Annotated in this window: 16 protein-coding genes; 6 read left to right on the forward strand and 10 right to left on the reverse strand. The window is 73.2% G+C overall.

Annotated elements, in window-relative coordinates:
• Positions 1 to 21: 21 nt before the first annotated feature.
• The 4 genes from ACIRVF_RS14905 to ACIRVF_RS14920 form a co-directional block, all read right to left on the reverse strand.
• Positions 22 to 2,922, reverse strand: coding sequence for an FAD-binding and (Fe-S)-binding domain-containing protein (locus tag ACIRVF_RS14905; protein ID WP_402816784.1), 2,901 nt, complete (start codon positions 2,920 to 2,922; stop codon positions 22 to 24).
• A gap of 304 nt (positions 2,923 to 3,226) precedes the next feature.
• Entirely contained in the window at positions 3,227 to 4,231 is a 1,005-nt protein-coding gene (locus tag ACIRVF_RS14910; RefSeq protein WP_402816786.1) for a glycosyltransferase family 2 protein, read from the reverse strand.
• A gap of 202 nt (positions 4,232 to 4,433) precedes the next feature.
• On the reverse strand, positions 4,434 to 5,105 hold the full coding sequence (locus ACIRVF_RS14915) for a transglycosylase SLT domain-containing protein (RefSeq protein WP_402816788.1): 672 nt from the start codon (positions 5,103 to 5,105) through the stop codon (positions 4,434 to 4,436).
• Between the two features lie 654 nt (positions 5,106 to 5,759).
• Positions 5,760 to 7,202, reverse strand: a complete 1,443-nt coding sequence (locus ACIRVF_RS14920; RefSeq protein ID WP_402816790.1) for an amino acid permease — start codon at positions 7,200 to 7,202, stop codon at positions 5,760 to 5,762.
• Positions 7,203 to 7,532: 330 nt separating this feature from the next.
• Between ACIRVF_RS14920 and ACIRVF_RS14925 the strand changes: the two genes are divergently transcribed.
• Both ACIRVF_RS14925 and ACIRVF_RS14930 read left to right on the forward strand, forming a co-directional pair.
• Positions 7,533 to 8,555: a Ku protein gene (locus tag ACIRVF_RS14925; RefSeq protein WP_402816792.1), complete on the forward strand. Its 1,023-nt coding sequence runs from the start codon at positions 7,533 to 7,535 to the stop codon at positions 8,553 to 8,555.
• A 46-nt stretch (positions 8,556 to 8,601) separates the two neighbouring features.
• Positions 8,602 to 8,886, forward strand: coding sequence for a hypothetical protein (locus tag ACIRVF_RS14930; RefSeq protein WP_402816794.1), 285 nt, complete (start codon positions 8,602 to 8,604; stop codon positions 8,884 to 8,886).
• Positions 8,887 to 8,919: 33 nt separating this feature from the next.
• On the opposite strand, the gene ACIRVF_RS14935 is transcribed toward ACIRVF_RS14930, so the two are convergent.
• Together ACIRVF_RS14935 and ACIRVF_RS14940 are read right to left on the reverse strand one after the other, a co-directional pair.
• Complete coding sequence (locus ACIRVF_RS14935) at positions 8,920 to 10,308, reverse strand: NADP-dependent succinic semialdehyde dehydrogenase (RefSeq protein ID WP_402816796.1); 1,389 nt, start codon at positions 10,306 to 10,308, stop codon at positions 8,920 to 8,922.
• A 181-nt stretch (positions 10,309 to 10,489) separates the two neighbouring features.
• Positions 10,490 to 10,771 carry a DUF6158 family protein gene (locus ACIRVF_RS14940; protein ID WP_402816798.1) on the reverse strand — a complete coding sequence of 94 codons (282 nt, stop codon included), beginning with the start codon at positions 10,769 to 10,771 and terminating at the stop codon, positions 10,490 to 10,492.
• A gap of 150 nt (positions 10,772 to 10,921) precedes the next feature.
• Here ACIRVF_RS14940 and ACIRVF_RS14945 point away from each other — a divergent pair, with 150 nt between their 5' ends.
• The 4 genes from ACIRVF_RS14945 to ACIRVF_RS14960 all read left to right on the forward strand — a co-directional run bounded on the left by ACIRVF_RS14945 (position 10,922) and on the right by ACIRVF_RS14960 (position 15,010).
• Entirely contained in the window at positions 10,922 to 11,536 is a 615-nt protein-coding gene (locus tag ACIRVF_RS14945) for an ArsR/SmtB family transcription factor (RefSeq protein ID WP_402816800.1), read from the forward strand.
• On the forward strand, positions 11,533 to 12,822 hold the full coding sequence (locus ACIRVF_RS14950) for an MFS transporter (RefSeq protein WP_402816802.1): 1,290 nt from the start codon (positions 11,533 to 11,535) through the stop codon (positions 12,820 to 12,822). The genes ACIRVF_RS14945 and ACIRVF_RS14950 overlap by 4 nt, the downstream gene beginning before the upstream one ends.
• Before the next feature lie 55 nt (positions 12,823 to 12,877).
• Positions 12,878 to 13,876 (forward strand): adenosine deaminase, encoded by a 999-nt coding sequence (locus ACIRVF_RS14955; RefSeq protein ID WP_402816804.1) that lies wholly within the window; start codon positions 12,878 to 12,880, stop codon positions 13,874 to 13,876.
• Positions 13,877 to 13,945: 69 nt separating this feature from the next.
• Complete coding sequence (locus ACIRVF_RS14960; RefSeq protein ID WP_402816806.1) at positions 13,946 to 15,010, forward strand: hypothetical protein; 1,065 nt, start codon at positions 13,946 to 13,948, stop codon at positions 15,008 to 15,010.
• 96 nt (positions 15,011 to 15,106) lie between these two features.
• Here the strand turns inward: ACIRVF_RS14960 and ACIRVF_RS14965 are convergent, their stop codons facing one another.
• The 4 genes from ACIRVF_RS14965 to ACIRVF_RS14980 all read right to left on the reverse strand — a co-directional run bounded on the left by ACIRVF_RS14965 (position 15,107) and on the right by ACIRVF_RS14980 (position 17,934).
• Complete coding sequence (locus ACIRVF_RS14965; RefSeq protein ID WP_402816808.1) at positions 15,107 to 15,754, reverse strand: vitamin K epoxide reductase family protein; 648 nt, start codon at positions 15,752 to 15,754, stop codon at positions 15,107 to 15,109.
• A complete protein-coding gene (locus ACIRVF_RS14970) occupies positions 15,751 to 16,545 on the reverse strand; it encodes a DsbA family protein (protein ID WP_402816810.1) in 795 nt (264 codons plus the stop codon). The genes ACIRVF_RS14965 and ACIRVF_RS14970 overlap by 4 nt, the downstream gene beginning before the upstream one ends.
• A 157-nt stretch (positions 16,546 to 16,702) precedes the next feature.
• Positions 16,703 to 17,362, reverse strand: a complete 660-nt coding sequence (locus tag ACIRVF_RS14975; protein WP_402816812.1) for a hypothetical protein — start codon at positions 17,360 to 17,362, stop codon at positions 16,703 to 16,705.
• Positions 17,363 to 17,460: 98 nt separating this feature from the next.
• On the reverse strand, positions 17,461 to 17,934 hold the full coding sequence (locus ACIRVF_RS14980) for an SRPBCC family protein (protein ID WP_402816814.1): 474 nt from the start codon (positions 17,932 to 17,934) through the stop codon (positions 17,461 to 17,463).
• Positions 17,935 to 18,071: the final 137 nt, after the last annotated feature.

Here is an 18,071-nt window from a genome sequence, read left to right on the forward strand (position 1 = left end):
TGGCCCGGGCAGCACGGTCGGTCAGTCGGTCGGCCGGTCGGCGGCACGCAGCTCCCGGGCGATCAGTTCCGCCAGGTGCAGGGCCCGTCGCCCGTCCGCGAGTTGGGCGATCTGGGTGCGGCAGCTGAAGCCGTCCGCCAGGACCACCGTATCGGGGCCGGCCGCCCGGACCTCGGGCAGCAGCACCCGCTCGGCGATCGCCTCGGACACCTCGAAGTGGCCCCGCTCGAAGCCGAAGTTGCCCGCCAGTCCGCAGCAGCCGGAGTCCAGCACCCGGTTGTGCAGGCCCAGTCGGGCCTCGATCCGGCGGTCGGCCGCGCTGCCGAGGACCGCGTGCTGGTGGCAGTGGGTCTGGGTGACGGCGTCCAGCCGGACCTGCGGGAGCGGGGCGTCCGGGGCGTGCTCGTCGATGAACTCGGCGAAGGTGCGGGTCCGCTCGGAGAGCGGGCGGCCGTCCGCGCCGAGCAGACGGGGCAGGTCCTCGCGCAGGGTGGCGGTGCAGCTGGGGTCCAGACCGACCACGGGGGTGCCGGCCGGCACCCCGGCGGCCGCCAGCGCGCCCAGGCTGCGCCGCAACACCCTGCGGGCAGCGCCGAGTTGACCGGTGGAGTACCAGGTGAGGCCGCAGCACACCGGTCCTTCCGGAAGCCGGACGTCGAAGCCCAGGTGCTCCAGCACCTCGACGGCCGAGCGGAGCACGTTCGGCTGGAGGTGGTTGGAGAAGGTGTCCGGCCACAGCAGCACCGGGCGCGCGCCCGCCGGGGCAGGGTGGGCGGCGCGGTGCCGCCGGTACCAGCGGGTGAAGGTCTCGGGCGGGAAGACCGGCAGCACCCGGCGCCGGTCGATCCCGCCGAGCCGCTTGAGCAGCGCGCCGGCCGGGGAGCGGACCAGCGAGTTGGCGGCCCCCGGAGCGAGCGCGACCGCCCGCAGCCACAGCGGCAGCCGGCCCATCGAGTAGTGCGACAGCGGGCGGGGCCGGCGGCGGTAGTGCTGGTGCAGGAACTCGGTCTTGTAGGTCGCCATGTCGACGTGCACCGGGCAGTCGCTCGCGCAGCCCTTGCAGCTCAGGCAGAGGTCCAGCGCCTCCCGCACCTCCTCCGAGCGCCAGCCGTCCGGGATGGTGTCCCCGCGCAGCATCTCGGCGAGCAGCCGGGCCCGGCCTCTGGTGGAGTGCCGCTCCTCGCCGGTCGCCATGTAGCTCGGGCACATCACCCCGGTGGTCGGGTCCACGCACTTGGCGACGCCGACGCAGCGGTGCACCGCCTTGGTCAGGCTGCCGCCGTCCTGCTCGTACGGCAGGGCCAGCGGCAGGCGGCGCGGGGAGGTGACGAAGCGCAGGTCGGCGTCGAGCGGCCGCGGGTCCACCAGGGCGCCCGGGTTGAGCAGGTTCTCCGGATCCCAGATCCGCTTGAACTCGCCGAACAGCCGCATGACCTCGGGCGGATACATGCGCGTGAGCAGCTCGGCGCGGGCCTGCCCGTCCCCGTGCTCACCGGAGAGCGAACCGCCGTGGGAGACCACCAGGTCGGCGGCCTGCTCCAGGAACTCCCGGAAGACCCGGGCGCCTCGGGGCCGCTCCAGCGGGAAGTCGATCCGCAGGTGTACGCAGCCGTCGCCGAAGTGCCCGTACGGCACGCCGCGCAGCCCGTGCCGGCGGAGCAGGGCGCGCAGGTCCCGCAGGTAGGCGCCGAGCCGCTCGGGCGGGACGGCGGAGTCCTCCCAGCCGGGCCAGGCCTCGCCGCCTCCGGGCAGCCGGGTGACGATCCCGGCGCCCGCCTCCCGGACGGCCCACAGCTGGCGCTGCTCGACCGGGTCGGTGACCAGGGCGACGGCGGCCGAGTGCTCGCGGCGCACCGCGTCGGCCAGTCGGCGGGCGGCCTGGTAGGCCTCCAAGGGGGTGGCGCCGCCGGTCTCCAGGAACAGCCAGCACTCGCCCGCGGGCAGCCGGTCCAGCGCGGGCGGGCGCGGTCCGGCGGCCAGCAGTGCGGCGATCAGGTCGGCCGCCATGCCCTCGGCGGTCAGCGGACCGTACGGCAGCAGCGCCGGGACGGCGTCGGCGGCGGCGCCCTCGTCGGGGTAGCCGGCCACCACCAGGGCGCGGGCGGGAGGGTTGTCGACCAGCCGGACGGTGGCGCCCAGCAGCAGCGCGCAGGTGCCCTCGGTGCCGGTGAGCGCCCGGGCCAGGTCGTGGCCGTGCTCGGGCAACAGCGCGTCCAGCGGGTAGCCGGAGGTGCGGCGCGGCAGCCGGGGCATGCCCTGGCGGATGACGGCGAGGTTGCGGTCGGTGAACTCCTGCAGCTCGGTGTGGAGTTGGCCGGCCCGGCCGGGCGCCTCCCGGAGCGCCGCGCGCTCGGCGCCGGTCAGCCGCCCGCCCACGGTCAGCTCGGTGCCGTCCGCGAGCAGCAGTTCCAGCCGCTCCACGTTGTCGGCGGTGCGGCCCCAGACGAGCGAGTGGGCGCCGCAGGAGTCGTTGCCGATCATGCCGCCGATCGTGCAGCGGCTGTGGGTGGACGGGTCCGGGCCGAAGCGCAGCCCGTACGGCCTGGCGGCGCGCTGGAGGTCGTCCAGCACGGTGCCGGGCTGGACGCGGGCGGTGCGGGCCTGCGGATCGACCTCCAGCACCGCTCCGAGGTGCCGGCGGAAGTCCAGCACCACCGCGCCGGGGCCGATCGCCTGCCCGCCGACGCTCGTCCCGGCGCCGCGCGCCACCACCGGCACCCCGTAACGGCGGCACAGCGCCAGCGCGGTGCGGACGTCGTCCAGGTCGGCGGGCTTGACCACACCGAGCGGCAACTGCCGGTAGTTGGAGGCGTCGTGGCTGTAGACCGTGCGCTCGGCCGCGCCGAAGCGGACCTCCCCGCGCAGCACGGCGGCCAGCTCACGGGCCAGCTCGGCCCCGGGGGCGGCGGACGGACGGCTCACCAGGGACCTCCCGGGCGGGTGCGGCAACGGCTCCGCCGATGATCGCAGCCGGGGCGCCGTCCGGGAACCGGGCACGACGGGGGTACCGCCGACGGGGTGGCAGGTGACGGTCCCGCCACTCTTGATCAACGAACCCGCGGACCCGGCCGGCGCCGACGCCTACCTGGCCCACCTGCCGATCGGCGAGCCGCTGCCCTTCCGGCGGACGGCGCGCCGTCCTGGAACGTCTCCGTGCGGCGGGTCGCCGCCGCGCCGGCCGCGGACGGCGGCCCCGCCCATGTGCGACCCCCGCCACCGACCCGCGCTACTTGCGACCGGTGATGGTGCCGCGGGCGATGTGCGAGAGCTTGGCGACCTCGAAGGCCGGGTAGGCACCGCCCGCCAGCAGGGTGAACTTGATGCCCAGGCGGCCGCCCGGCTTGCGGTGGCCCGGGGGCACGAAGCGGCGGTGGTGCTCGGCGGCCCGGTGGAAGAACTGCGGGCGTTCGGCGCGGGCGACGCAGCCGGCGAGGTCGAAGACGAACAGGTAGTGCCGGATCATCCGGATGAACAGGGCGTCGCGCACCGCGTACAGGTGCGGCTGGTCCTCCAGCAGGGCGAAGCTGCGCTCGTACTGGTCGAACAGGTCGAAGACGCTGCTGCCGGGGCCGCCGGCCGGGTGGACGGTCTCCCGGCGGCGCAGCTGGACGCACTCGCGGGCCAGCACGGCGGCCTTGCGGGCACCGAGCAGCGCGGCGTGGACGACCGGAATCTCCTCGTACCGGCCGTCGGGGAAGGCGAGCCCCAGGTCCTCCCAGTGGCCGCGGCGGATCAGCCGGTCCCAGACCAGCGGCGGGGCGCCGAAGAGCGCGGGGCGGTCGAAGGGGGCGAAGGGCTCCGGGCCGGCCTCGGCGAGCAGGGCCTCGGCGCCGCCCGGCCAGTCGCGGTCGTTGTGGCGGCGGGAGTGGCCGAACAGCAGGACATCGACCGGGCCGGTCTGCTGGAGCCGGTCGGCGAGCGCCTGGAGGGCGTCCCGGGGGAGCAGGTGGTCGGCGTCCAGGAACAGCAGGTAGTCGCCCGAGGCCCGCGCCGCACCCGCGTTCCGGCTCACTCCGACCCCGACCGCCGCGTTCAGGTGCAGCACCGACACCTGCGGGTGCCGGGCCGCGAACGCGTCCGCGAGCCCGCCCGCGGTCTCGGGGGAGCGGTCGGCGACCACGATCACCTCGACGTTCGCCAGGGACTGGGCGAGCAGCGAGTCCAGGCAGTCGGCGAGCTGTCCGTGCTGGTCGTAGGCGGGGAGCACGACGCTGATCAGGGGTGAGGGCATGACGCCGGAGCGTAAGAGGGCGGGCGAACCGTGGCAAAGGCCTGACGGTGTGTAACTCAGGGCAATCAGTGCCAAATCGTACGAGCGTGCGCCATATCTTCACGTCGCCTTCTGGACGTGCACACGCCGACCGGCGACGCCGCGAGGCCCGCGACGCGGTGTGCGTCGCGGGCCTGGGGCGTGTACGGAGTGCCGGGTCGGCTCAGTACCAGTGGTGGGCCTGCCAGAACGACCAGGCGCCGCAGGGGCTGCCGTAGCGGCTGTTCATGTAGTCCAGGCCCCACTTGATCTGGGTGGCCGGGTTGGTGCGCCAGTCGGCGCCGGCCGAGGCCATCTTGGAGCCGGGCAGGGCCTGGACCAGGCCGTAGGCGCCGGAGGAGGCGTTGACGGCCAGCGGGTTCCAGCTGCTCTCGCGGAACACGATGTTGCTGAAACACTGCAGCTGGCCGGCCGGCACGATCTGCGCGGCGATCTGCTGCGGGGTGCCGGAGTAGCTGTTCAGGTTCTGGCGCTGCTGGGAGCGGGAGGCGGCCGCGTCGGCCTGGGCCTTGGCATCCGCCTGGGCCTTCGCGTCGGCCTCGGCCTGGGCCTGGGCGGCGGCGTCGGCCTGGGCCTTCGCCTGCGCGTCCTGGGCGTCCTTGGCGTCCTGGGCCGCCTTGGCGTCCTGGGCGGCCTTCTCGGCAGCGGCAGCGGCGTCGGCCCGGCCCTGGTCGCCGACCGGCTTGCCGTCCACCGAGACGGCGGCCACCGGGGCGGCGGCCTCGGTGGAGCCCCCGGCCTGCGGGATGGCGAGAGCGGCAGTGGCGGCGCTCGCGACCACCAGGGTGGCGACGCCGGTAATCAGGGAGTTGCGGCGGGCATGGCTGAGCTGCATGGAGCGGACAATCCTTTTCCGTCGGGGGCCGTGCCGGAGCACTGGGCGGGCATCGCGTGGGCTCCGGGTGAGCGGGGCCCGCGCGGCCGCCCGGGACGGCCGTGGCGCCCCGGCGGTGAAGGCGGGGCGGGCGGGCTGCGCACGGCGGACTCGGCCGGCCGGCGCTGCCTGGCGACGGGCCATTCTTGGCAGGGCCGGAGACGGGTGGCAAAGGCGTTCGCTACTACGCCCCGTAGTGGGTGTGGGGCGGGCGGGACCGGGCTGGTCGGTGAGTTTGGGGATGTTTGTCCGTTTTGGACACCTGGGGGTCGCGGGCGGCCCGCGTCGGCGGAAGCTGGGGCCGGAAGCGGCGATGGCCTGCGTTCTTCAGGGCGGGTACGGCGGACGCGTGGGCCGCCCGGGATCGGCGGCCGGGGTCGTTCCGCCGGTGCCCCGACCGTGTCCACTATCCAGGGCCGTAGATGCGAAACCCCCTGTGGGCGGGCTCACACGCGGGCGGCGCCGACATCGACGCAGCGTGACCGTCCGGTGGCCGCCGCCGGGGACGGCGCGGTGGACGCGCACGGGGGCGCGGTGGCGGCCGGGAAACGGCACCGGGCCCGGGAGCCTCCGCAACGGCTCCCGGGCCCGGCGTTCAAGCGCGGCGCGGGCGGATCAGGACTTCGCCGCCACCGCCGCCTTCCGCCGCCGGCTCACCACGGCCGAGGCGGCGAGCACGATCGCCGCGGCGGCCAGCGACAGGTACATCTGCTGGCGTCCGTCGTCGTCCGTGAACATGTAGACCATCACGAAGCCGATCATGCCGATGGCGACCCAGGTGAGATAGGGGTACAGCCACATCCGGACGGTGTGCCGCTCGGGCATCTCGCGCTCGATGATCTTGCGCATCCGCAGCTGGGTGGCGCAGATGACCAGCCAGACGAACAGCGCGACGGCCCCGGAGGAGTTCAGCAGGAAGGCGAACACGGTCTTCGGCGAGGTGTAGTTGAAGAAGACGGCGACGAAGCCGAACACCACCGAGGAGAGGATGGCCACCCGCGGCACGCCGCGCGAGGTCACGGTCGCGAAGGCCTTCGGGGCGTCGCCGCGCCGGCCGAGCGAGAAGGCCATCCGGGAGGCCGTGTACATCCCGGAGTTGAGGCAGGACAGCACGGCCGTCAGCACGATCACGTCCATCACCTGGCCGGCGTGCGGGATGCCCACGTGGTCCAGCACGGCCACGTACGGGCTGGCCTTGACCTCGGGGGAGTTCCAGGGCAGCAGGGTGACCACGAGCAGGATCGAGCCGAGGTAGAAGATCCCGATGCGCCAGATGACGCTGTTGGTGGCCTTGCTGACCGCCTTCTCCGGGTCCTCGGACTCGCCGGCCGCCAGGGTCACGATCTCGCTGCCCATGAAGGCGAAGACCACGGTGAGCATGCCGGTGAACACGGCGCCCACCCCGTGCGGCAGGAAACCGCCCTGACCGGTGAGGTTGGTGGTGCCGACCGCGTGGGTGCCGGGCATCAGGCCGAAGGCGGCGAGGGTGCCGATCACCAGGAACGCGGCGATCGCGACCACCTTGATACCGGCGAACCAGAACTCGAACTCGCCGTAGGAGGCGACCGAGAACAGGTTGGTGGCGGTCAGGACGCCCATCACTATCAGCGCCCAGCCCCACTGGGGTACGCCCGGCACCCAGTTGTTGAGGATCTTGGCGCCGGCGGTGGCCTCGACCGCGAGCACCACGACCCAGAAGAACCAGTAGAGCCAGCCGATGGTGAAGCCGGCCCAGCGGCCCAGCGCGCGGTCCGCGTACGCCGAGAACGAGCCGCTCTGCGGGTCGGCCGCGGCCATCTCGCCCAGCATCCGCATCACCAGCACCACCAGCACGCCGGCCAGGGTGTAGGAGAGCAGGATGCCGGGGCCGGTGGACGCGATGCCCGCGCCGGAGCCGACGAACAGGCCGGCGCCGATCACACCGCCGATGGCGATCATCGACAGGTGGCGGTTCTTGAGCCCGGCCTTCAGGTGGCCGTCGCCACCGTGTCCGACGGGGCCGAGCTGGTGGGGGGCCTGGGTGGCGCCCGCCGCCTGCTTGGTGGTGTCCGCACTCATGGAGGGTGTCCTCTGCCTTTCCGGCGCGGCATGACCCTCGGCTCGTCGTGCCGCAGGGTGGGGGACAGATCCGCGCATTGCGGTGCAACCTAACTTCTACGCCCGAGTATCGGAACAAAGCTTTGATAACTGTTCGCTTACCGAACACAAAAGCCCAGGTCAGGGTGGGTGGAGAGGTGGCATGGAAACCTCAGATCTGATGCACCGTCATTGGTTCCGGGGTTCTCGTCGGCCCGCGGGGGCCGAGCTGTGGCCGATCTGTGGCCGATCGTGGCAAACCCGGGCACAGTGGGAGTCTCGGGGCACTTCTGATGTTCTCGGAGCCACTCCATGCAGACCACCTGGAAGGGGACGATCAGCTTCGGGCTGGTCAGCATCCCCGTCCATCTCTACTCCGCGACCCAGGAGCACGACGTCCCGCTGCACCAGGTGCACGCCAAGGACGGCGGGCGGGTGCGGATGAAGCGGTACTGCGAGCGGGAGGAGAAGGAGGTCCCGTACGCCGAGATCGCCAAGGGCTACGAGTCGCCCGACGGCCGGACGGTCACGCTCAGCGACGAGGACCTCGCCGACCTGCCCCTGCCCAGCAAGAAGATCATCGACGTGCTGGCCTTCGTGGACGCGACCGAGATCGACCCGCTGATGTTCTCCAAGGCCTACTACGTCGGCGTCGCCGACAAGGCCGCCGCCAAGCCGTACGCCCTGCTGCGCGACGCCCTGGTCGAGTCCGGGCAGATCGCCGTCACCAAGATCGCGCTGCGCACCCGGGAGTCGCCCGCGGTGCTCAGGGTGCACGACGGGACGCTGGTGCTGCAGACCTGCATCTGGCCCGACGAGGTCCGCCCGGCGGCCGGGATCGCGCCCGAGGAGAACGTCACGGTGCGGCCGCAGGAGCTCAAGATGGCGCGCTCGCTGATGGACACCCTCTCCGAGGACTTCGACCTCTCCCAGCTGCACGACGACTACCAGCGGGCTCTCCAGCAGGTGATCACCGCCCGGCTGGAAGGCGTCGAGGTCCCGCACGAGGAGGAGGCCGGCGCGGCGCCGGACAACGTGATCGACCTGATGGAGGCGCTGCGCAGCAGCCTGAAGCAGGCCAAGGGGGGCCACCGGGGACCGGGCGCCGAGGAGGAGGGGCCGCAGCCCGGCAAGCGTGCGGCGGCGAAGCGGACCGCGGCCGCGAAGGGCACGACCGCGAAGACCGCGGCCGCGGCGGACACGACTGCGAAGACCGCGACCGGCAGGACCGCGACGAAGAGCACCGCGGCCGGGAAGAGCGCCGCCGCCAAGAAGGCCGCCCCGGCGAAGAAGACCACCACCCGCAAGTCCGCGGCTCCGCGCAGGGCCTCCTGACCGCGCGGGCCGGACTGTCCCCTCTCCAGCACTGGAGGCGATCCCGATGGACCTGCTCACCTACAAGGAATCCGACACCGGTCCCGACGCCCCGCGGAACCCGAGCCGGGGGCACCGGGTCTGGCACTGGCTGCTCAGCCTCAGCCCGACCGTGGTGACGTTCATGGTCGCGCTCTCGATCGGCCTGTGCATGGTCGCCGTCCAGACCGGGTGGGACCCGATGCTCGGCCTGATGGCCTTCTTCTGGTTCCTGACCTTCATCGCGCTGGTGGGCATGATCGCCCGCTGGGCGACGCCCGGCCGGGGCAGGCACCGGACGGCTGCCTCCTGACCCGGCCGGGCGGTACGGCGCGTCCGGGAGGGCTCAGCCGATCCACACCGTGGTGACGTTGCAGAACTCCCGGATGCCGTGGCCGGACAGCTCCCGCCCGAAGCCCGAGCGCTTGACGCCGCCGAAGGGCAGCGCCGGGTGGGAGGCGGTCATGCCATTGAAGAACACCCCGCCGGCCTGGATGTCGCGGACGAAGCGCTCCTGCTCGTCCGGGTCGGTGGTCCAGACGTTGGAGCTGAGCCCGAACGGGGTGTCGTTGGCGAGCGCCACCGCCTCGTCCAGGTCGGCGACCCGGTAGACGGTGGCCACCGGGCCGAAGGTCTCCTCCTGGTGGATCCGCATCGCCGGGGTGACACCGGTCAGGACGGTCGGCTCGTAGAACCAGCCGGTGTCCCAGCCCATCGGGCGGTTGCCGCCGCACTCGACCCGGGCGCCGTGGGTGCGGGCGTCCTCGACCAGCTCCTCCAGATCGTCCCGGCCCTGGCGGCTGGCCAGCGGGCCGACGTCGGTGTCCTCGTCCATCGGGTCACCGATCCGCAGGGCCCGCATCGCCTCGGTGAAGGCGGCGGTGAAGCGGTCGTAGACGTCGGTGTGCACGATGAAGCGCTTGGCGGCGATGCAGGACTGGCCGTTGTTCTGCACCCGGGCCCGTACCGCGGTGTTCACGGCGGCCTCCAGGTCGGCGCTCGGCAGGACCACGTACGGGTCGCTGCCGCCCAGCTCCAGCACGGCCTTCTTCACCTCGTCGGCCGCGGTGGCCGCCACCGCCCGGCCGGCCGGCTCGCTGCCGGTCAGGGTCACGGCGGCGACCCGGCGGTCCCGGATCACGCCGTCGACCGCGCCCGAGCCGATCAGCAGGGTCTGGAAGCAGCCCTCCGGGAAGCCTGCCCGCCGGAACAGCTCCTCGATGGCGAGCGCGGTGCGCGGCACGTTGGAGGCGTGCTTGAGCAGGCCCACGTTGCCCGCCATCAGGGCCGGTGCGGCGAAGCGGATCACCTGCCAGAAGGGGAAGTTCCACGGCATCACGGCGAGCACCGGGCCGAGCGGGCGGTAGCGCACGTACGCCCGGGCGGCCCCGCTGTCGGCCACGTCGGCCTGGGCCGGGTGCTCGTCGGCGAGCAGCGCCTCGGCGTTGTCGGCGTACCAGCGCATCGACTTCGCGCACTTGGCGGCCTCGGCGCGGGAGGCGGCGAGCGGCTTGCCCATCTCCTCGGTCATGGTCCGGGCGACGGCCTCCTGGTCCTGGTCCAGCAGGTCGGCCGCCCGGTGCATCAGTTCTGCGCGGACGGTGAAGGGGGTGCTGCGGTAGCCGTGGAAGGCGGCCTCGGCGCGGGCCAGTCGCTGCTCGATCCCGGCCTCGTCGAGCGGTTCGAAGGTCTGGACGGTCTCGCCGGTCGCGGGGTTGACACTGGCGATGGGCATGCGGGCTCCCAGTGGTGTTCGGGTCCGGTGCGTCTGTCCTCACACCCTCCCCGACGCCCCGCCCCCGGACACGCCACCGCCGCCCGGCGTGTCCCGCCGGGCCGCGGTCTGCGTCGGGCCGCGGTGTGCGTCGGGCGGTGGGTGTTCGTCGGCCCCGGCGGCCGCTCCGGTGCCCCGCGGGCTACTCCGGCAGCGACTCCACCCGCGCCGCCGCCTCCCGGGCCCGGGCTCCGGCCCTGGTCCGGGCCGCGGTGACCTGGCGGCCCGGGAAGCGGTGCAGGTACTCGGCCTCCAGCTCCCCGGTGCGCAGCGTGTGCCGGTTGAGCGCCTCCTCCGAGCCGTACAGGAAGGTCTCGTGGCGCGTGCGGTGCAGCTGTTCCAGCTCGTGCAGCAGGGTGTCGTTGCCCAGAGCGTGCGGGGAGATGCCCTCGGGTCGGATGTGCGGGTCGTTGGCGTGCCGCATCTCGGTCCCTCCTCGGCGAACTCGGCGGAATCCCCCTCCTACCGGGTGCCCGGTGTCCGGTGCCGGTACACCCGTTCGATCGGACCGCAGTGCACAAGAGATGTTGTAAAAGGAGTGTCGTACAAGAGTTCTTGTGGATATCCTCCCGGCATGGACGACACGACGGGCCGCGCGCCCTCGACCACCCACCACCCGCGCGGCACCCGGGAGATCCAGGACTCCCGGGTGCTCGCCGCCCTCACCCACCCGCTGCGCCGCCGGCTGATCGACCTGCTCAAGGTCGACGGGCCGGCCACGGTCGGGAAACTGGCCGAACGCACCGGGCAGGCGGTCGGCAACGTCAGCCACCACCTCAGGGTGCTGGCCGAGAGCGGACTGATCGAGGAGGCGGCCGAACTCGCCCGGGACCGGCGCGAGCGCTGGTGGCGGCTGGCCGACCGCGAACTCAGCTGGACCAGGGCCGACTTCGACGGCGACCCGGTCACCGAGGCCGTCGCCGAAGCGGCCGGCTCGATCCTGCTGGAGCGCCAGGTCGAGCTGGTCCGGGAATGGGCCGCACGGCGCGGCGGGTACGGGCCGGACTGGCGGGACGGCTGCTCGGTGGCCACCCAGACCTGGCTGCGGCTCACCCCGGAGGAGGCCCGGGAGCTGGCCGCGGACCTCCACGAGGTGATCCAGAAGTGGGCGAACCGGCCGGTGCCCGAGGACGGCCGGGACCGCGAGACCGTCCTCGCGTTCGCCCACAGCGTCCCGGCCAAGCCGTGACGGCCACCCTCGCCCCGCCGTCCGGGAGCCCCGAAGTACCGTCCCGCTGGGGCCTGTTCGCCCAACGCGACTTCCGGCTGCTGTGGGCCGGGCAGACCGTCAGCCGGCTGGGCAGCAGCGTCACCACCGTCGCGCTGCCGCTGGTCGCCGTGCTCGCCCTGGACGCCGGTCCGCTCGCCGCCGGCCTGCTGACCGGTGCGATCTGGCTGCCCTGGCTGCTGTTCGGCCTGCCGGCCGGGGTGTGGGTCGGCCGGGTGCCCCGGCGGACCGTGATGATCGGCTGCAACCTCGGCTCCGCCGGCCTGTTCGCGAGCGTGCCGGTGGCCGGCTGGTTGAACGTGCTCAGCATGACGCAGCTGGTGGCCGTGGCCTTCCTCAGCGGCGTCTGCTCGGTGTTCTTCGACGCCGCCGACCAGGTCTACCTGCCCGAACTGGTGGCGCCGGAGGACCTGATCGAGGGCAACGCCAAGCTGACCGGCAGCAGCTCGGCGGCCGACGTCGCCGGGCGCGGGCTCGCCGGGCTGATCGTCCAACTCGTCGGCGCGACCGGCGGATTGCTCGTGGACGCGGTGAGCTTCCTGGTCGCGGCCGGCACCCTGCTGGGGATCCGCGCCCGGTCGGAGCCGGCGGCCCCCGAGCAGGCGGACCTGCTCGGACAGGTCCGGGAGGGGCTGTCCTTCCTGCTGCGCGACCCGTACCTGCGCGCCTTCCTGTGCTTCGGCGCCGCCGCCAACTTCGCGCTGACGGGCTACCAGTCGATCCTGCCGCTGTTCCTGGTCCGGTCGGCCGGGACAGCCCCCGGCTGGGTCGGTGTCCTCGCCGCCGCGGCCGCGGTCGGCGGCGTGCTCGGCTCGCTGGCGGCCCGCCCGCTGTGCCGGCGGCTCGGGACGGCCCGCGGGACGCGGATCGTGCTGCTCACCGGCACCCCGCTCGGGCTGCTGATGCCGCTGGCCGGGCCGGGCGCCGGAACGGTGCTGTACGTGATCGGCTCGCTGGCGGTGGTCGCGGCAGTGGTGCTCTGCAACATCGTGGTCGGCAGCTTCCGGCAGTCCTACACCCCGCCCGAGCTGCTCACCCGGGTGACGGCCGGCTCGATGTTCGCCGTCCACGCCACCATCCCGCTCGGCGCGCTGACCGGCGGGGCGCTGGGCGAACTGATCGGTCTGCGGGCGACGATGTGGGTGATGACCGGACTGCTGACGCTGACCGGGACCCTGCCGCTGTTCTCGCCGCTGCGCACCCTCCGGGAACTGCCCACGGCGCCCCAGAGAACGGGAAGATCCTAGGATGAATCCTTCCGTACCTTCAGATTCACCCCCCAACAGCACGGACGGATCGCACATGCCGCTTCCCAAGGCCGAACTCCACCTGCACATCGAAGGCACCCTCGAACCCGAGCTCGCCTTCGCCCTCGCCGCCCGCAACTCCGTCGCGCTGCCCTACGCCGACACCGGGGAACTGCGGAAGGCGTACTCCTTCAGCGACCTCCAGTCCTTCCTGGACCTCTACTACGCGCTGATGGCCGTGCTGCGCACCGAGCAGGACTTCGCCGACCTCGCGGACGCCTACCTGGCCCGGGCGGCCGAGCAGGGCGTGCGGCACGCGGAGATCTTCTTCGACCCGCAGGCGCACACCGCCCGGGGAGTGCCGCTCGGCGTGGTGGTGGACGGACTGACCCGGGCGCTGGCCGGCAGCGAGGAGCGGTACGGCATCAGCACCCAGCTGATCATGTGCTTCCTGCGCGACGAGTCCGCCGACTCCGCACTGGAGACCTTCGAGGCCGCCCGCCCGTACTTCGACCGGATCTCGGGCATCGGCCTGGACTCGGCCGAGGTCGGCAACCCGCCCGCGAAGTTCCGCGAGGTCTACCGCCGGGCCGCCGAGGCCGGGCTGCGCCGGGTCGCCCACGCGGGCGAGGAAGGCCCGGCCTCGTACATCACCGAGGCGCTGGACGTCCTGGGCGTCGAGCGGATCGACCACGGGCTGCGCTGCCTGGAGGACGGCGAACTCGTGGCCCGCCTGGTCCGCGAGCAGATCCCGCTCACCCTCTGCCCGCTCTCCAACGTCCGCCTGCGCTGCATCGACACCCTCGCCGACCACCCGCTGCGCGAGATGCTGGACGCCGGGCTGCTGGTCACCGTCAACTCCGACGACCCGGCCTACTTCGGCGGCTACGTCGAGGACAACTTCCGCGCCGTCCGGCAGGCCCTGGCCCTCGACCCGGAGACCCTGCGGCGACTGGCCGCCAACTCCTTCCGGGCGTCCTTCATCGACGAGCGGCGGCGGGCCGAACTCCTCGCCGAGGTCGAGCGGTACGCCTTCGAGCCGGCCGAGGGCTGAGGACCGGACGAGGGCTGAGGACCGGCCGAATCCGGGACCCGGACGGGCCGGCCTGACTAGCCTGTCCGGGTGAGCACCCCGCCGCCGGAGCACCCGGCCCAGTTCGGTCTGCTGGACCTCTCGGTCGACCTCTCCGTCCCGCAGGTGTACTCGGGCACGGACTTCACGGTCTACCTGCACGTCAAGAACCCCTTCTCGGTCCCCGTGTGGATCGACGCAGTCGAACTGAGCCTGCCGACCCAGCTGGAGTGGCGGGCGCCCGAACGGCCCGACAAGCCGTCGGAGCCCGCCCTCCCGCAGGACGAGGTCGAACGGTTGACGGCCGCCGTCACGGAAGGCCGGAACCGCAGGCGGCGGCTGGTGGAGCGCCTCTTGCCGGTGCTGCCGCCCGGGGAACGGCAGGAGATCGAGGACGAGATCGCCGCCCTGGACCAGGCGATCGCCCGTGACCAGGCACGCCTCGACGGTGCCGACGACCAGCTCAACCTCCATGCCTACGGCAACTCGACGGTGGTCCTGTACGGGCGGGCCGCGCGGACCAACGTCCACGCCTACGACCGGACGACCCTGACCGTGCACCTGGACCGGAAGGCCGAGGAGCGGGTACCGCTGATCGGTTCGCTCCCCCGGGGGACGGCGCTGGAACCCGGGTCCACCGACGTCTGGACCATCCGCCTGGGCACCGGGCGCAGCCCGTTCTTCGTGCCCGCGAGCTACCGCCTCCAGTTCACCGTGATCTACGGGCTGACCCCGCGACAGGAGGTCGCGCCGCCGCCCGGACCGGAGCGCCGGAGGGTCTTCGCCAACACCACCGCCCTGACCGTCCCGCTCAAGGCCGCCCTGTGGAACGTGATGACCGGCGGGGTGGCCGGGGGACTGGTCGGCAGCACCGCCCGCTCGCTCCAGGAGGCACGGAGCCTGGGCGCGCTGGTCGAGCAGCACCTCGGGGCGACCATCGGTTCGCTCGTGCTGGCCGTGATCCTCAGCGGCGCGGCGATCGTCTTCGCCGCGCGGAAGTCGGAGGCGCCCTCCTTCGTCACGGTCGAGGACTTCTGGGGCGGAGTGCTGGTGGGCTTCCTGATCGGCTACTCGGGCACGGCGGCCTTCACCGAGCTCACCGGGCTGCCGAAGTAGCATCCCGGTCCCGGGCGGCGCAGGTTCGCCGCCGCTGAGGGAGAGGCCACCGCCTGCGCCGTCCGCCCCCTCGCCGGGAGCGGACGGCGGACGGGATCAGATCAGGGTGCTCCAGTAGTACCAGAACCGGTTGAGCACCAGCAGCGCGATCACGGCGTACCACAGCGCCGGGACGACCCAGTGGTAGCGCGCGGCCTCCCGCACCACCAGCCGCCCCCTCGGGCCGACCGGGATCACGCCGGAGCGCAGGTTGTGCAGGGTCGTGTACCAGAACAGCGGGATCATCGCGGCCCACACCACCATGCAGTACGGGCAGAGCGCGCCGATCCGGTACAGCGTCTGGTACATCAGCCAGGTCACGAAGCCGATCCCGAAGACCGTCCCGGCCTGCAGCCCGAGCCAGAACCAGCGCCGGTACGCGGCCCCGGCGAGCAGCCCGGCGCCGACCGCGATCACCACCCCGAAGGCGACCAGGCCGATCAGCGAGTTGGGGAACCCGAAGGCCGAGGCCTGGTCGCTGCGCATGATCGAACCGCAGCTGATGATGGGGTTGATGTTGCAGCTGGGGACGTACGACGGGTCCTCCAGCAGACGGATCTTGTCCAGGGTGAGGACTGCCGAGGCGAACAGTCCGACCGCGCCGCCGATCAGCAGAAGCCAGGCAAGGGGACGGCTCGCGCCGAAGGTCCGCGCGGTGGGGGTTCGCGCGTCGGGGGTTCGCGCGTCGGGGGCGGCGGTCGTCACCCGGTCACCTGCTTGACCATCGCGGTGAACTCCTCGTGCGAGGCGGCCTTGCCGTTGGTGAGCACGTTCAGCTTCCTGCCGTCGAGCTTGACGGTCGGGGTGCCGGTGACGTCGCTCTTGTTGAACTCCTCGTTCACCTTCGCCGCCCACGGCGCGTAGGTGCCGTCCTGGACGGCCTTGACGAAGCCGTCGGTCTTCAGCCCGGGCACCTGGCCGGCCAGGTCGAGGATGTGGTTGACGTCGCCGAAGGCGTCGCTGCGCTCGTCGGGCTGGTTGGCGTACAGCACGTCGTGGAAGGCCTTGAACTTGTCCACCCCCTCGTTCAGCGCCGCACCGGCGGCGGCCAGCGCGGTGCGCGAGCCCTTGCCGCCGAGGTTCTTGTCCAGGAACGTCGCCAGGTGGTACTCGATTTTGTAGGTGCCGTTGTCGGCGAGCTGCTGAACGGTCTTCCCCGTCGTGGTCTCCAGCTGCTCGCAGAACGGGCAGCGGAAGTCCTCGTAGATTTCCAGGGTGTGCGGGGCGTCGGCCTTGCCGTAGGTGATCACCGTGCCGTCGGGACCGGTGGTGTTGGCGGGCGCGACCAGCGGGCCGCCGGCGGCGGAGTCCGAGGAGGAGCCGGAGGAGCCGCCGACGGCGAAGGCCACCCCGGCCGCGAGGGCCAGCACGGCGGCGGAGGCGGCACCGACCACCACCCGGCGGCGGATCCGGTCGGAGCGCTCGGCCTGGGCGCGGGCGGCGCGCATGCGCTCGGTGGCATTGGTCTTCGGGTCGGTCCTGCGGGTGTTGCTCATGGTTTCGTCCTGTGCTCTCGGGCGTGCGGAAGGGCGGCGCGACCGGGACCGGGATCGGGATCGGGACCGGGACCGGGATCGGTCGGCGCGTGGGAGAGAGACGACCGCTGAGGGAGGGGGCCAGGGCCCTGGGGACAGGGGCGGGAACGGCTCGGGCTCAGACGGCCAGGGCGAACACCGGCGGACCGCGCCGGACGGCCGGACGGACGACCGCGTCCTCGGCCGGGACCAGCGAGCGGCTGGCCCGGGGGAACGGCACCCGGACCACCGGGCGGGCCGGGCCGGGCGGGAAGAGCAGCCGCAGCCAACGGGCGGCGGCCGGCAGGTGGCGCCGCAGGAACTCGCCCAGCACCACCAGGGCCCGGCCGAGGCCGGCCAGCGCGGCGTCCGCGCGGCGCAGCCAGAACGCCCCGGCCAGCGCGATCACCGTGTGCAGCAGCAGGAGCAGCAGGACGCCGGCCTGCTCGGACACGCCGTGGCCGAGCAGGAACCCGCCGAGCGAACCGCCGCCGCACAGCAGCGGCTGGAAGCCGTGCCCGGCGTCGGCCGGAAGGGAGGGGCAGGAACGTTGGGCCACGTCGAACAGGGCGCTGACGCCCAGTTGCAGCGGCAGGAAGGCCGCCGCGACCGCCGGGTAGCCGCGTTCGCGGCCGGCCAGGGCGAAGGCCAGGACGAAGACGCCGGCGGAGGCCAGACCCATCGTGCCGACCGGCAGCGAGCGGCCGGTGACCAGCACCTGGCCGAGCCCGGCGAGCAGCACGACCAGCGCGGCGAAGACCGCCGCGCGGAGCGTCCTGGTGACCGGGCCGATGTCCATGGGTCCCGAGTGTGCCACAGGTCGACAGCGGAACGGTCTGGTCGGCGGGAGGCTGTGAACAGCCTCACCACCCTTGCTGAGCTGGGCTTATGCCGTTCTTACGGGTCCTGGGGGGTGGTGGCCGGGTGGCCGTCGGCGGCGCTCACCCGGGCTTCGACCAGCTCTCGGAAGTGTTCGAGGTCGCCGCGCACCGCGCGTTCGATCGCCCCGGCCTGGGCGAAGCCGCGCGGGCCGCCGAACGCGCGGTGCAGCGCCTCGGGGTCGTACTCCACCCGGATCTGCAGCCGGGTGTGCCCGGCGTCGAGCGGCAGCAGGGCGAAGGCACCCCGGAGGTGGACGGAGTCCAGCGTCCGCCAGGCCATCACCCGGCCCCGGCCGCGGTCGGTGATCTCGGTGTCCACCGACCGCTCCGTCGTGCCGACCTGGACGCCGAGGTGGGCGAGGTTGCGGCCGTGCGGGTGGGCGGTGCGGACGCCCTCGACGAACTGGGGGTACTCGTGCACCCGGTGGAGTTGCTCCCAGGCGGCCAGGGCGGGGGCGGCTATGTCGATCTGTTCCTCAAGGGTGGTCATGGGGGGCCTCCTCCGTACCCACCCTGCGCTTTCCCTTGCAGGGAGGCAAAGGGGGTGGTGGGGGGTGGGGGGTGCTGTTGGGGGGGCTTTCGGGAGGGTGGGTGACGCCGGGGGCGGTTCCGGGGGTGGGTGGGTGT

The organism is Kitasatospora sp. NPDC101157, assembly GCF_044768255.1.
In the GTDB taxonomy this organism is placed as follows: Bacteria; Actinomycetota; Actinomycetes; order Streptomycetales; family Streptomycetaceae; genus Kitasatospora.

Bases quoted from the DNA above. Each gene is read 5' to 3' on its own strand.
- ACIRVF_RS14910 (WP_402816786.1), bottom strand. From the start codon at position 4,231: ATGCCCTCACCCCTGATCAGCGTCGTGCTCCCCGCCTACGACCAGCAC.
- ACIRVF_RS14915 (WP_402816788.1), bottom strand. From the start codon at position 5,105: ATGCAGCTCAGCCATGCCCGCCGCAACTCCCTGATTACCGGCGTCGCC.
- ACIRVF_RS14920 (WP_402816790.1), bottom strand. From the start codon at position 7,202: ATGAGTGCGGACACCACCAAGCAGGCGGCGGGCGCCACCCAGGCCCCC.
- ACIRVF_RS14925 (WP_402816792.1), top strand. From the start codon at position 7,533: ATGCAGACCACCTGGAAGGGGACGATCAGCTTCGGGCTGGTCAGCATC.
- ACIRVF_RS14930 (WP_402816794.1), top strand. From the start codon at position 8,602: ATGGACCTGCTCACCTACAAGGAATCCGACACCGGTCCCGACGCCCCG.
- ACIRVF_RS14935 (WP_402816796.1), bottom strand. From the start codon at position 10,308: ATGCCCATCGCCAGTGTCAACCCCGCGACCGGCGAGACCGTCCAGACC.
- ACIRVF_RS14940 (WP_402816798.1), bottom strand. From the start codon at position 10,771: ATGCGGCACGCCAACGACCCGCACATCCGACCCGAGGGCATCTCCCCG.
- ACIRVF_RS14945 (WP_402816800.1), top strand. From the start codon at position 10,922: ATGGACGACACGACGGGCCGCGCGCCCTCGACCACCCACCACCCGCGC.
- ACIRVF_RS14955 (WP_402816804.1), top strand. From the start codon at position 12,878: ATGCCGCTTCCCAAGGCCGAACTCCACCTGCACATCGAAGGCACCCTC.
- ACIRVF_RS14970 (WP_402816810.1), bottom strand. From the start codon at position 16,545: ATGAGCAACACCCGCAGGACCGACCCGAAGACCAATGCCACCGAGCGC.
- ACIRVF_RS14975 (WP_402816812.1), bottom strand. From the start codon at position 17,362: ATGGACATCGGCCCGGTCACCAGGACGCTCCGCGCGGCGGTCTTCGCC.
- ACIRVF_RS14980 (WP_402816814.1), bottom strand. From the start codon at position 17,934: ATGACCACCCTTGAGGAACAGATCGACATAGCCGCCCCCGCCCTGGCC.